This window comes from Pandoraea pneumonica (assembly GCF_049918595.1).
GTDB lineage: Bacteria > Pseudomonadota > Gammaproteobacteria > Burkholderiales > Burkholderiaceae > Pandoraea > Pandoraea pneumonica_A.
This window is the reverse complement of sequence record NZ_JBNCRZ010000005.1, coordinates 128926-142046: the sequence shown is the minus strand read 5'-3', so window position 1 is coordinate 142046 and position 13121 is coordinate 128926. Positions and strand designations below refer to the sequence as shown.

Here is a 13121-nt window from a genome sequence, read left to right as displayed (position 1 = left end):
GGAGACCCATGAAGTCTGCAATTCCGGCCAGTCTGGCCATTGTTTCGGCCGCTTGCGGCCTGGCTTTCAGCACCACCGCCGCCGCCCAAAGCTCTGTCACCCTCTACGGGATCGTCGACCAGAGCGTTCGCTACCAAACCAACGCCAATGCCAACAACGACGCCCTGTGGCAAGTCGCCAACGGCGCCGTGACCAACAGCCGCTTCGGCTTCAAGGGCACGGAAGACCTCGGCGGCGGCACGAAGGCGATCTTCCAACTGGAATCGGGGATCAACCCGCAGAACGGCACGCTCGCCAACGGTCCGCGTATGTTCGATCGCTACGCCTTCGTCGGCCTGCAAAACCAATACGGCACCATCAAGATCGGCCGTCAGGCGACCGAGGCGTTCAACGTCTACGGCGACTTCGACCCGCTCACGATCGGCAACTACGCGAACAACTCGTGGATGTACAACATCACGCGCGGCCGCGTGGACAACGCCGTGAGCTACGCCGGCACGTTCGGTGGTCTGTCGGTAGGTGCGACGTATGGCTTCGGCAATACGGCGGGCACGATGGCCGCCAGCAACTACTGGGGCACCCGCGCTTCGTATGCGATGGGGCCGTTCCAGATCGCCGGTACGTATCAACAAGCGCGTGATGCCGCCAAGCGTGTGCAGCAGATGTGGGGCCTGGGCGGTATCTACAGCGTCTCGATCTCCAAGGTGTTCGTCGGCTACATGGGCGGTCGCGACCGCAGCGGCTGGCTCGACAGCACGCTCAACGATCCGTCGCAAACCGTCACCACGGGCAACCTGAACGACAACCCGCGCAAGGACATGACGTTCTACCTCGGCACGACCATTCAGGCCATGCCGAACCTCGCGATCACGGGCGCCGCCTACTTCGACGACATCAAGAACATCAACGCCCAAGCGGGCGATGCCGGTTCGGGTCGTCGTTACACCTACGTGCTGCTCGCCGAGTACGCGCTGTCCAAGCGCACGCAAGTCTACGGCACGGTCGATTACAACAAGGTCAGCGGCGCCGCTCGCGTCGAACTGCCGGGTAACTCGACCCAAGTGGGCGTAGCCACGGGTATCCGCCACATCTTCTAAGGCGGATCTCCCAAGCGAAATGCGGCGGGGGATGCGGTTAAGTCCCGCCACGCGTTTTCGTCGCTCCCTTTTTGCAGTGGTTTGACCCGCCCCGGTTTCGGCCGGGGCGGCCGGGTCCATTCGGCACACATGCGCGAATGGGCGATCACAAGCAATGCGGTTTTCATGTGGGTGCCGCCTCATGCCGACGGTGCCCCAAGAGGTGTGTCATGGCGCGCTCCCCCCTGCCCCCGTCTCCCCGTAACTTCGCTCACATCACGCGTCGCGAACAAGGTCTGCGGCGCTCGCTGACTGCCAGCCAAATGGCCATGATTGCCATCGGCGGTGCGGTGGGTACCGGCCTCTTTCTCGGCAGCGGCTTCGCCATCGGTTTTGCCGGACCCAGCGTGTTGCTCTCGTATGCGATCGGCGCGTTTATCGCGCTGATGCTCATGGGGTGTCTCGCCGAGATGACGGTCGCACACCCGACGTCGGGATCGTTCGGTGCGTACGCCGAGCACTACATCGGCCCGTGGGCCGGGTTTCTCGTGCGCTACGCCTATTGGTCGTGCATCGTGCTCGCCGTGGGCACAGAAGTCAGCGCCATCGCCGTCTATATGAAGTACTGGTTCCCGCAGGTGCCGGGCTGGTACTGGGTGGCCGGATTTTCTGGCGCGCTAGTGTTGGTGAACGCCATGTCGGTGAACCTGTTCGGTGCCATCGAATACGGGTTCTCGCTCATCAAGATCGCGGCCATCGTCGCGTTCATCATGATTGGCGCGTATGTGGTGTTCATCGCACCGGGTTCAGTGGTCAACGCCGATCACTCGCCCGCTGGTTTCGCAAACTACACCGCGCATGGCGGCTTCTTTCCGAAAGGTTTGTGGGGCATGTGGGTGGCTGTGATCATCTCGATCTTCAGCTATCTGTCCATCGAGATGATCGCCGTGGCTGCCGGGGAAGCGGAGCACCCGGAGCGCGCCGTTACGCGCGCGTTTCGCTCGACGGTGGTGCGCCTCGTGTTGTTCTATCTGCTCACGCTAGCGCTCATGCTTGCCATCGTGCCGTGGACCGCGGCAGGTCACGACGAAAGCCCGTTCGTGAAGGTGATGCAGGCCATCAACATTCCGGGCGCAGCGGGCGTCATCAACTTCGTGGTGCTTATCGCAGCCCTCTCGTCGATGAACAGCCAGCTCTACATCACCACGCGCATGATGTTCTCGCTCTCGCGCGCCGGTTACGCGCCCACGCGCTTCGGGGAGGTCAACAAGCGCGGTGTGCCGTTTGCGGCACTCATGCTCTCGACGGTCGGGATTGCGCTCGCCACGCTCGTGAACTTCCTCTACCCCGAGTCGTCGTTCACATTCATGATGGCGATCTCGATGTTCGGCGCGATGCTCACGTGGATGATGATCTTCGTCACCCACTTCTTCTTCCGACGCGCATGGCAACGCGGCGATCACGCGCCGCTCGCGTTTCGCATGTGGGGCTTTCCGTGGCTCACGCTGCTGGGCGCGGCGCTCATGGCCGCAGTGATGGTGACCACGCTCTTTACCGGCGTATTCCGAATGACCATGCTCTTCGGTGTGCCGTTTGTGGCCGTGGTGCTGCTGGTGTATTTCCTCTGGTATCGCAAGCGCGATGGTGAGGGAGAAGCGCACGCCGTCACGCAACCGTGACCGCTTAAGAGGTCAGTTGAAATACAGAGGGGGCGCCATGTGGCGCCCCCGTGATGCACGATTCAGTTCGCAACCTGCGCACCGCTGTCTGCGTTATGCGGCCGTCTTTTTGTCGCGCCGCTTCACCAGTAGCTCCAGCATGTCGCGCGTTTGTTCGACAATCACGGCCCGAATCCGGCGATTGCGCTCAGGGTCTTCGTCCGCCCACCCCATCGAGCAATTGACCGAGCGGCCCATCACTCGGAACGCCATCCCTGTGGTGCTAATACACACAGCGCGCATGCGGGTCAGTTCGTCGTCCGTCGACGTGCCGCAAAGGCGCGCCACAATGCCGCCGGTGACCCCCGCGATGCGTTGTGACAAACGCTCGTGAAACACCTTAAAGCCAGCATCCGGACCCAGCCCCGCTTGTTCGCGCGCCATGAACATGTGCCAGCCATCGATCTGCGGCACGTCATCGAGAAAACCCGCCTTTTGGTTCTGTAACGCGCAAAACGCGTCGATCAACCGCTTGTCGGTCGCCGACGCCTCGGCCAGCACCGCCTCGGCCGCTATCACGGCGTCCCCCAACTGCTTCCACACCAACTCGACGATGTACTCGACGCACGCCGTGTACACGCCCTCTTTGTTGTCGAAGTAGTACTGCAACGCCGGGGCATTCACCCCCGCCTCGTTGGCAATGTCGCGCGTCGACGCGCCCGCAAAACCATGCTCGCCGAAGCACTTGATCGCGGCGAGGATGATGCGCGCACGCGTCTCCTCCCCACGTTGGTAACCCGTGTCGACCGCATGTCGCGGGCGGGCTGCCGCGCGGGGCGCGCGTTGTGTCTGCGGTTGTGTCCGTGCCATGAAGCTCCTTGCTTGCCAAAACTTTCGTCAAAAATATAACACTTGACATAAATCGATCAACTGGAATAATTCTGCCAAATGGAATAATTTGAGGAGTTTTCCTAATGTCTACCGCAGCGCAGGCCCGACTCGAAACGTCGGCAGAGTCGATCGATACGGCCACGCGTCAGCCCGAAGAGGCGAAGACAGCACCGGGCACCGCATCGCCGTCGGCCGCCCCGGACGCCACTCACCGCCCCGCCCCCAAAGCCCCCGGCAACCCTCGCCGCAAGAAGCTCGCCCTCGGCGCGGGCGCGTTGGCGCTGATCGCCGCGCTCGGCTGGGGCACGCATTGGTGGTTCGTCGGACGCTTCATCGAGTCGACCGACGACGCCTATCTGCAAGCCGACAGCATGACCGTCGCCCCGAAGGTCGGCGGCTATGTGACGGAAGTCCTCGTGCGCGACAACGAAACCGTGACGGTGGGTCAGCCGCTGGTGCGCCTTGATGGCCGTCAGTATCAGGCCGCGTACGACGAAGCGCAGGCAACCGTGGCGGCACGCGAAGCCGACGTGGCGCGCGCGCAGGCCGAGTTGAGCCAGCACGCCGCCAACATCGCCCAAACGCGTGCCGAACTGGAGAGTGCCCGCGCGAATGCCGCTTACTCGGCCGGACAGGTCAAGCGCTACGCCCCGCTCGTGGCCACCGGTGCGGAAACGGACGAGCGTCTGGCCGAATTGCGTAACGCCAGCACGCGTGCGGACGCCACGCTCAAGAGCAATGCAGCCAGTGTCGATGCAAGCGTGCGCCAGACCGACACGCTTACCGCAGCACTCGCTCAGGCGAAGGCGCAGTTGTCGGTCGCGCAAGCCAGTGCACGCAAGGCAGAACTGGATCTGGGCGATACCGTGGTGAAGAGCACACTCGCCGGACGCGTGGGCGACCGCGCAGTGCGCGTCGGCCAGTTCGCGCAGCCCGGTACGCGTTTGCTGACCGTCGTTCCGGTGCAAAACGTCTACCTGACGGCGAACTTCAAGGAAACGCAGGTCGGCCATATGCGCCCCGGCCAGCCGGTGACGGTGCATGTCGATGCCCTGCCCGGCGAGCCGATTCACGGTGTGGTCGATTCGCTCTCGCCGGGGACGGGGGCACAGTTCGCCCTGCTGCCCGCGCAGAACGCGACCGGCAACTTCACGAAGATCGTGCAACGCGTGCCAGTGCGCATTCGTCTGGATGTGCCCGAGTCGCTGCGCACCGTGCTGCTGCCGGGCTTGTCGGTGACGGCCGATGTCGATACGCATGAGCGTAAGGACAATGCCGGTGCGGCCCCGGCAAAGGCTGCGCAAGCGTTGCCGTCGTCCGGCTCGGGTGCAACGCTGGCGCTGAGCGCGCCGCTGAACAGCACCGTCGGACCGGCAACGAACGCGACCGGTCATGCCGCGCCTGCAAGCAATGGCACCGGGGTGCAGCGTGGCTGAAGCGCATACGCTTGCGGCACCTGCAAGCGCCGCCGCGCCACGCAACGCCTCTGCGTCCGACTGGATTGCGGTCGCCGCCGGTGCGATGGGCGCGTTGCTCGCCACGCTCGACATCTCGATCACCAACTCGGCGTTGCCGCAGATTCAAGGGCAGATCGGCGCTTCAGGCACCGAAGGCACGTGGATCTCGACCGGCTACCTGATGTCGGAAATCGTCATGATTCCGCTCGCGGCGTGGCTCACGCGCGTGCTGGGTCTGCGACGTTTTCTGACGCTCAACGCGGTGTTCTTCACCATCTTCTCGATGATGTGCGGCATCTCCAGCAGTCTTCCGGAGATGGTGATCGGGCGTATCGGTCAGGGCTTTGCCGGTGGCGCCATGATTCCGACTGCGCAGATGATCATTCGCACACGCTTGCCACGCCATCAGATGGCCGTGGGCATGGCGATGTTCGGCCTGATCGTGTTGCTCGGACCGTTGCTCGGCCCCGTGGTCGGCGGCTGGCTCACCGAGAACGCGAACTGGCGCTGGTGCTTCTTCCTGAACCTGCCGATTTCGGTGGCCATCGTCTCGCTGCTCATGCTCGGACTCAAGCGCGAGCCGACCAATCTGCATGCGTTCGTCAAAGCCGATTGGCTAGGGATTGTCGGCCTGACCATCGGCCTGAGCTCGCTCACGGTGGTGCTTGAAGAAGGGCAACGTGAACGGTGGTTCGATTCGCACATGATCATCTGGCTGTCGATCCTCTCGGCGGTCGGCATCGGCATGATGCTCGTCGCGCAATTCACCGCGGAGAAGCCCATCGTCAAGCTCTCGCTGCTGCGTAACAAGAACTACGCGAGCGTGATCTACATCGTGTTCACGGTGGGCGCGGGGCTTTATGGCGTGTCGTATCTGTTGCCGCAGTTTCTCGCGACCATTGCGGGTTACAACGCGCAGCAGTCGGGCAACATCATGCTGCTCTCGGGGCTGCCTGCATTTTTGATGATGCCGTTCCTGCCGCGCCTGATTAGCCGCGTCGATATCCGCTTTCTGGTGATTCTGGGGCTGCTCTGCTTCTTCGGGAGTTGCATGCTCGATATCGACCTGACGGCGCAGAGCGTGGGTCATGACTTCACGGTGTCGCAGTTGCTGCGCGGTGTGGGACAGATGCTCGCGATGATGCCGCTCAATCAGGCGTCGATGGCGGCTGTAGACGCGCAAGACGCGGGCGACGCCGCCGGGCTCTACAACATGGCGCGCAACCTCGGTGGCTCGGTGGGGCTGGCGTTGCTCGGCACGCTGATCGACCGCCGCACCGACTATCACGACGCCATGTTGCGCGAGACGATCACCGCTAACAGTTCGCTGGGACAAGAACACTTGGCGGCGAACGCGGCTGGCTTCTTTGCGCAGACGGGCGATATGGCCCATGCGCAGCTACAGGCCACCGCGCAACTCGCGGCGCAGATTGCGCAGCAAGCCAGCGTCATCACGTTTTCCGAGACCTTCTACGCACTGGGTATTGCGCTGCTGTTATGCGTGCCGCTTGCCCTGTTGCTCAAGCAACCCGCGGGTTTCAGTTCCGGCGGGCACTAATCATGACTCTCTATTTGCGAACATTGGCCGTCGCCTCGGCACTTCTCGTTGCGGGCTGCACGGTGGGCCCCGATTATCACGGCGCGCCCGAGGTGGCTGGCGACGCGATGCGCACCGGCGCCTATCCGCACGCGGGTAGCGGCGTCGAAGCGCACACGCCGGGCGTCGCACGCTGGTGGACGGCGCTCGACGACGCACAACTCACCGCGCTCATCGACGACGCCCTGGCCCACAGCCCGGATATTCGCGCGGCAAAGGCGAAGGTGCGTCAGTCGCGCGCGAGCTTGCGCAGCCACGAAGCGGACCTGATGCCGAAGGGCACCGTGGATGTGACGATGCTGCGCACTCGTTCGCCGGATTTGAGTTTGCTCGGCGGCAACAGCGACAATGGCGGCAGCGCGTCCAGCGGGCGCGGGCCGCTCGATCTCTATATGGCGGGGTTCGATGCCAGTTGGGAGGTCGATCTGTTCGGCGGCACACGCCGGGCTGTAGAAGCGGCAAGCGCCGATGCCGACGCGGCGTCGGAAGACCTTGCCGATGCGCATGTGCAATTGGCTGCGGAAGTGGCACAAACGTACGTCGCCTTGCGCGATCAACAGGCGCGACTGGCACTGGTGCGCGACTCGGCGCAGATCGAAGGCGAAATGCTCGACCTCACGCGTCAACGGCGCGCGGGCGGCGTGGCGTCGGAGCTCGATGTCGAGCGATTGGTGACGCAAGTGGAGCAGACGCAGTCGCGGGTGTTGCCGCTGGAGGCCGACGTCATCGAATCGCTCGATCAACTGGCGTTGCTCACCGGCCGTGCGCCGGGGGCACTCGATGCGGAGCTCAAGCGCGCCAAAGGCTTGCCGAGCGTGCCTGCCAAGGTGGCGATCGGCGACCCGACGGCGCTGCTGCAAGCGCGCCCGGATATTCGCGCGGCGGAACGCCGGTTGGCGTCGCAGAACGCACAGATCGGCGTGCAGACGGCGAACTGGTTCCCGAAGCTTTCGATCATGGGTGAACTGGGCTACTCGGCGCTCGACCCCGGTCATCTGGTGCGAAAAGAGAACTTCAGTTGGCTGGCGCTGCCACGTCTGCAATGGAACGTGCTCGACTTCGGCCGTGTGCAGGCGGATGTCGACGGCGCGAAGGCCGGGCGCGATCAGGCGCAGGCGAAGTATGAGAGCGCAGTGCTCACCGCGCTTCGCGATGCCGATGTGGCACTCAGCCGTTACGGACACCAGCGCGAGAATGTGTACCGACTGCGCAGCGTGGAAGCCTCGGCCACGCGCGCCGCGACGCTCACGCGTCAACGCTATCGCGCAGGGACGGCCAGCACACTCGACTGGCTAGACGCGGAACGTACGCGCTTCTCCGCCGAACAAGACCGCATTGCAGGTGACGCGCAGCTGCTCAAGTCGTTCGTGACGCTGCAAAAGGCGTTGGGATTGGGTTGGCAGGTGGGGTGAGCTCGCGATCACCTCGATCTGTTCAAAATATTTTTATGTTCATTAATTTTGAACAAAATAATTTATTGAACAAGCCGAATATCAGTGCTAGATTGCCGTGAGATTCCATAGGGTCATGAGTGAGCACGGTGAAAAACATGAGCAATCGTCGCACTGACGCCAGCGAAGCATCCGGCCCGGGTCTCGTCGAGGCCGCCATCAGTGCACTCAACGATGTACTTCACGTCGATGTCACGATCGCCGAAACGCGCCCGGTCTTCGGCGATCGCATCGCACTCACACTGCAAGTCGGAGCGCAGAGAATCTGCTATTTGGCGAACGTCCGGCCGGACAAGTTGAACTCGACGTCGATCCGAAATGCCATCGTGGAAACCGTGACGACGGATAGCGAACAACCCGGGTTGCTCGTGACACCTCAGCTAAGCCGCGGACTGGCAGAAATCTGCGTTGAACACCACTTGCAATTCGTTGACCTGGCGGGGAATGCACACCTTTTTATCGACGGCTTTTACGTTCAAATCATTGGACGTCGGCCCTCAGCAAGTTCGCCGCTCTCGTGGGACGCAAAGCATACCCGCGCGAAGGCCACGTCTTCCGCCGCGCTAAGAATCATGTTTGCCGTCATGCGGCGCCCTAGCGTTCTCAATCAGCCGTATCGGGATATCGCGAACGCTGCCGGCGTCTCAGTCGGCTCCGTCGCAGGCACTTTCGATAGCTGGCGTGCGCAGCACATCATTAGCGAAGACGACCCCAAATACGGCCGTCGTTTGCTGGCTGCACCGGTACTGCTCGACGAGTGGGTGATGGGATATCCGCAGCGGATTTACCCAAAACTCCAATCGCAGCGCTTCTCGCTCGCAACGCCCGACTGGTGGACTCACTACGACGTAAAGGAGTGGGCGAAATGGAGCGGGGAAGTCGCTGTCAGCAAGGTATTTGGAGAACTGCGTCCAGAAGCACAGACGCTATGCGTCAAGCCAAACGCTCGCCAATTGCTTTTGAAGGATCTGGCAGCCCATCACAGATTGCGAGCCGACCCGAACGGCACTCTGGAAGTCATCGACGCATTTTGGGATTTCGACGATATCGGCCCCATAGACGATATCCGTCGAAACATTGCGCCCGCGCCTCTTGTCTATGCGGACTTGATGAGAACGAGAGAGCCGCGCAATCGCGAAGCGGCACGATCCCTGCGCAACGCGATGGAAACAACCCATGGTTTCGATTGGACTTAAGCACGCCCTGCCTGCCAACCAGCATGCGATGCTCTGTCGCGTAGCCCGCGTCGCAGCAACGCTCGGTATCGAGTGGTTTGTGGCAGGGGCGACTGCACGAGACATTCTCCTGCACTACCAAATTAGAAGATTGGTTGAACGACGCGAACCTTCGCGACCGATTCGTCGGTGCGATGTTGTCGCATATTGTTGAACGGGACGATGGATACCCGCATTGCGACAGGCTTGTTCGCCAGATGATGAATGGCTTGAGCGCCCAACCACCAATGGCATAGCACTGACGGGGTATGGCAAGACGCGTAACAGCATTTCCGACGCACAAAAGAAAAACGCTCCAGAAGCTTTCGCCTCTGGAGCGTTTCTGCCAACTAGGTTGGCGCGGCTGGCAGGATTCGAACCCACGACCCCTTGGTTCGTAGCCAAGTACTCTATCCAACTGAGCTACAGCCGCACGTACTGCACGCGAGTTACCTTTCTCATCAACGCGGGCCAGATGCAAAACATCCGACGCGTCACTGGGAAAGTCACTCCCGAAAAACTAAGGGTCTCCGTGAGGAGACCCTCGAAATAAGTGGCGCGGCTGGCAGGATTCGAACCCACGACCCCTTGGTTCGTAGCCAAGTACTCTATCCAACTGAGCTACAGCCGCGCTGTGAGAACAGAATTATGTAAGAAACCAACCCGCCACGCAAGTGTTTTTTGCAATTCTTTTGTCATATCCCGGATTTCGCCGCCTCACCGCGCATTCCATGCGGGATTAGCGCGGAATCGCCTCCACTGGCAAGTGTTTGCCGCTAGAACAATTACTCCACGCAAACCCGCGCCAAATCATGGGTTTCCCTGTGCTACGTGCGCAAACGGCACGGTATCCTACGGCTTTTTGCGACGCCGCTTTTTCTGCGTTCATTGCGCTCAAATTGCATGTGGCCACCGAGCACAGTCCCCCAAGGGGACATCGGGCAGCGCACCATTTCGCGCGTCGACATTCAAAACAGGCACGGCGATTCGGGATACCCCCTTCCCCCGTAAGCGCCGATGCGATAAAAACCATATTCAAGGAGGCGCTCATGGAAAAAGTCTGGCTCAAGAGCTATCCGCCCGGCGTGCCGGCCGAGATCGACGTCAACGCATATCGTTCGCTGAACGACCTGTTTCTACAAAGCTGCCAGAAGTTTGCAAATCGCCCCTCGTTCTCGAACCTCGGCGTAACGATGACGTTCGCCGACCTCGAGAAAAAGTCGCGCGACTTTGCCGCCTACCTCCAAAGCCTGCCTGGTCTCGAACGCGGCTCGCGCGTCGCGATCATGTCGCCCAACCTGCTGCAATACCCAGTGGCCGTGTTCGGCATTCTGCGCGCAGGCATGGTCGTCGTGAACGTGAACCCGCTCTACACCGCCGGTGAGCTCGAACACCAACTCAAAGACGCTGGCTGCGCCGCCATCGTCGTCATCGAGAACTTCGCCGCCACGCTGCAAAAAGCGCTGCCGAATACGCCCGTCAAACACGTCATCACGACCGCCATCGGCGACCTCGTGCCCGCCCCGAAGCGCTGGATCGTGAACTACGTGGTGCGCCACGTGAAGAAGATGGTGCCCGCGTGGAGCATCCCGCACGCCGTGTCGTTTCGCGACGCCCTCTTGCAAGGCGCGCGCGCCAAGCTGAACGACGTGCAACTCGATCACGACGACATCGCCTTCCTGCAATACACCGGCGGCACCACCGGCGTGGCCAAGGGCGCGATGCTCACGCACGGCAACATGATCGCCAATATGCTGCAAGCGCGCGCCTGGATCGGCTCCGGCCTTGAAGAAGGCAAGGAGATCATCGTCACGGCCCTGCCGCTGTATCACATCTTCTGTCTGACTGCGAACTGCCTCGTGTTCCTGCAACTGGGCGCACTCAACCTCCTCATCACCAACCCGCGCGACATGCCGGGCTTCGTGAAGGAACTGGGCAAGTGGAAGTTCACGTTCATGACGGGCGTGAACACCCTCTTCAACGGTCTTCTCAATACCCCCGGGTTCGACAAGCTCGACTTCAGCGCCCTGAAGTGCGCGCTCGGTGGCGGTGCCGCCGTGCAGCGTGCCGTAGCCGACCGCTGGCAGAAAGTGACCGGCCATCCGCTCATCGAAGCGTACGGCCTCACCGAGACGTCGCCCGCTGTTTGCATTAACCCACTGGGCAGCGAGTTCAACGGCTCGATCGGGCTGCCGATTTCGTCGACCGAGGTGAGCATTCGCAACGACGCGAACGAAGCGCTCGGCTTCGGTCAGGAAGGCGAGATCTGCGTACGTGGGCCGCAAGTCATGAAGGGCTACTGGCACCGCGACGACGAAACCGCCAAGACCATCACCCCCGACGGCTGGCTGCGCACCGGCGACATCGGCACGATGGACGAGCAAGGCTACGTGCGGATCACCGATCGCAAGAAGGACATGATCATCGTCTCGGGCTTCAACGTGTATCCGAACGAAGTGGAAGGCGTGCTCGCGATGTGCCCGGGTGTGCTCGAATCAGCCGTCGTCGGCGTCCCGAGCGAGCGCACCGGCGAAGCCGTCAAGGCGGTGATCGTCAAGAAGTCGCCCGACCTGACCGAACAAATCGTGATCGACTTCTGCCGTCAGCACCTCACGAACTACAAGGTGCCGCACGTCATCGAGTTCCGCAAAGAATTGCCCAAGACGCCCGTGGGCAAAGTGCTGCGTCGCGAACTTCGCTAATGCACTGAAGGGTGCGGCACTCTCTCGTCCTGCGTGACGAACTTCGAGAGATCGCACCGTAAAACGCATCCCCCATAGAAAACGGCCGGTGATCCCGGCCGTTTTCTATTTCCCCACGATGTCCGCGCGAAGACCGACTACCGCACGCATTGGTAACTTTTGGTTACAGACGTGGCACGCGTGACTTGGTACAACAACAGGCACGTCAGGTGCGTGCTCGCGGGGCACGCATCGTCATTTGCTTCAGAACGTGCGCGGCAGCCGCCATGCCGAATGTCGCTGTGACACACATGCTCGAGCCGAAACCCGCGCAATTGAGCCCCTGAGGCCCGGCAGCCGCATCGGCCAATTCAGGCGCTTCACCCGGTGCACAAACCGCTTCGGGGTACTGCAAAGGCTCGTCGGAGTACACCGCCGGCACGTTGAACTTGGCTTTCGGACCACGGACAAAACCATGTTGCTTGCGTAATTGCGCACGCACTTTCGCAAGCAGCGGGTCCTGAATCGTGCGAGCGAGATCGTCGATACGAATGCGTGTCGGATCGATCTGACCGCCGGCCCCGCCGACGGTGACAAGACGCTGCTTGTGCGCAACGCACCACGCGATGAGCGCCGTCTTTACCCGCACGCTGTCGATGGCATCGATGATCCAGTCGAAGCCGCCGCCGAGCATCGTGTCGAGGTTCTCCAGTTCCACAAAGTCCTCGATCAGCGTAACTTGGCAGGCAGGATTGATGGCCAGAATGCGCTCGGCCATCGCGGCGACTTTCGGCTTTCCATAGTTGCCATCGAGTGCGTGCACCTGACGATTGGTATTGCTTTCGGCGACGTTATCGAGATCGATAAGGGTGAGCCGCCCCACGGCGCTACGCGCCAGGGCCTCCGCCACCCACGAGCCAACGCCACCGATGCCGATGACGGCGACGTGCGCCTCCCGCAGGCGCGCGAGACCGTCGTCACCGTATAAACGCGCGATGCCGCCGAAACGGCGGTTCGCGTCAAAATCTTCCTCCGATGGCGTAGCAGACATCGGAGCAACAACGATCGACGGGGTACTGTTCATGATGCGATGGAT

At 61.8% G+C, this 13121-nt stretch carries 9 protein-coding genes and 2 tRNA genes; 7 read left to right on the top strand and 4 right to left on the bottom strand.

The annotated features are described in order from the left end of the window. Window positions 1-8: 8 nt before the first annotated feature. Together ACPWR9_RS20745 and ACPWR9_RS20740 are read left to right on the top strand one after the other, a co-directional pair. Window positions 9-1097 (top strand): porin, encoded by a 1089-nt coding sequence (locus ACPWR9_RS20745; protein ID WP_426300175.1) that lies wholly within the window; start codon window positions 9-11, stop codon window positions 1095-1097. Window positions 1098-1306: 209 nt separating this feature from the next. After that, window positions 1307-2755, top strand: coding sequence for an amino acid permease (locus ACPWR9_RS20740; RefSeq protein ID WP_426300173.1), 1449 nt, complete (start codon window positions 1307-1309; stop codon window positions 2753-2755). A 93-nt stretch (window positions 2756-2848) separates the two neighbouring features. Here the strand turns inward: ACPWR9_RS20740 and ACPWR9_RS20735 are convergent, their stop codons facing one another. Next, a complete protein-coding gene (locus ACPWR9_RS20735; RefSeq protein ID WP_426300171.1) occupies window positions 2849-3604 on the bottom strand; it encodes a CerR family C-terminal domain-containing protein in 756 nt (251 codons plus the stop codon). A 104-nt stretch (window positions 3605-3708) separates the two neighbouring features. Between ACPWR9_RS20735 and ACPWR9_RS20730 the strand changes: the two genes are divergently transcribed. The 4 genes from ACPWR9_RS20730 to ACPWR9_RS20715 all read left to right on the top strand — a co-directional run bounded on the left by ACPWR9_RS20730 (window position 3709) and on the right by ACPWR9_RS20715 (window position 9326). Next, complete coding sequence (locus tag ACPWR9_RS20730; RefSeq protein ID WP_426300169.1) at window positions 3709-5061, top strand: HlyD family secretion protein; 1353 nt, start codon at window positions 3709-3711, stop codon at window positions 5059-5061. Continuing rightward, window positions 5018-6640 carry an MDR family MFS transporter gene (locus ACPWR9_RS20725; protein ID WP_426300167.1) on the top strand — a complete coding sequence of 541 codons (1623 nt, stop codon included), beginning with the start codon at window positions 5018-5020 and terminating at the stop codon, window positions 6638-6640. The genes ACPWR9_RS20730 and ACPWR9_RS20725 overlap by 44 nt, the downstream gene beginning before the upstream one ends. Before the next feature lie 2 nt (window positions 6641-6642). Then, window positions 6643-8091 carry an efflux transporter outer membrane subunit gene (locus ACPWR9_RS20720; RefSeq protein WP_426300165.1) on the top strand — a complete coding sequence of 483 codons (1449 nt, stop codon included), beginning with the start codon at window positions 6643-6645 and terminating at the stop codon, window positions 8089-8091. A 137-nt stretch (window positions 8092-8228) separates the two neighbouring features. After that, window positions 8229-9326 carry a type IV toxin-antitoxin system AbiEi family antitoxin gene (locus ACPWR9_RS20715; protein WP_426300163.1) on the top strand — a complete coding sequence of 366 codons (1098 nt, stop codon included), beginning with the start codon at window positions 8229-8231 and terminating at the stop codon, window positions 9324-9326. 374 nt (window positions 9327-9700) lie between these two features. Here the strand turns inward: ACPWR9_RS20715 and ACPWR9_RS20710 are convergent. Together ACPWR9_RS20710 and ACPWR9_RS20705 are read right to left on the bottom strand one after the other, a co-directional pair. After that, window positions 9701-9777 (bottom strand) — tRNA-Arg (locus tag ACPWR9_RS20710). A 121-nt stretch (window positions 9778-9898) separates the two neighbouring features. After that, window positions 9899-9975, bottom strand: a tRNA-Arg gene (locus tag ACPWR9_RS20705). 418 nt (window positions 9976-10393) lie between these two features. On the opposite strand from ACPWR9_RS20705, the gene ACPWR9_RS20700 reads away from it, so the two are divergent. Beyond that, complete coding sequence (locus ACPWR9_RS20700) at window positions 10394-12046, top strand: AMP-binding protein (RefSeq protein WP_426300161.1); 1653 nt, start codon at window positions 10394-10396, stop codon at window positions 12044-12046. A 205-nt stretch (window positions 12047-12251) separates the two neighbouring features. Here ACPWR9_RS20700 and tcdA read toward each other — a convergent pair whose 3' ends face one another. Next, window positions 12252-13109, bottom strand: coding sequence for a tRNA cyclic N6-threonylcarbamoyladenosine(37) synthase TcdA (tcdA, locus tag ACPWR9_RS20695; RefSeq protein WP_426300636.1), 858 nt, complete (start codon window positions 13107-13109; stop codon window positions 12252-12254). Window positions 13110-13121: the final 12 nt, after the last annotated feature.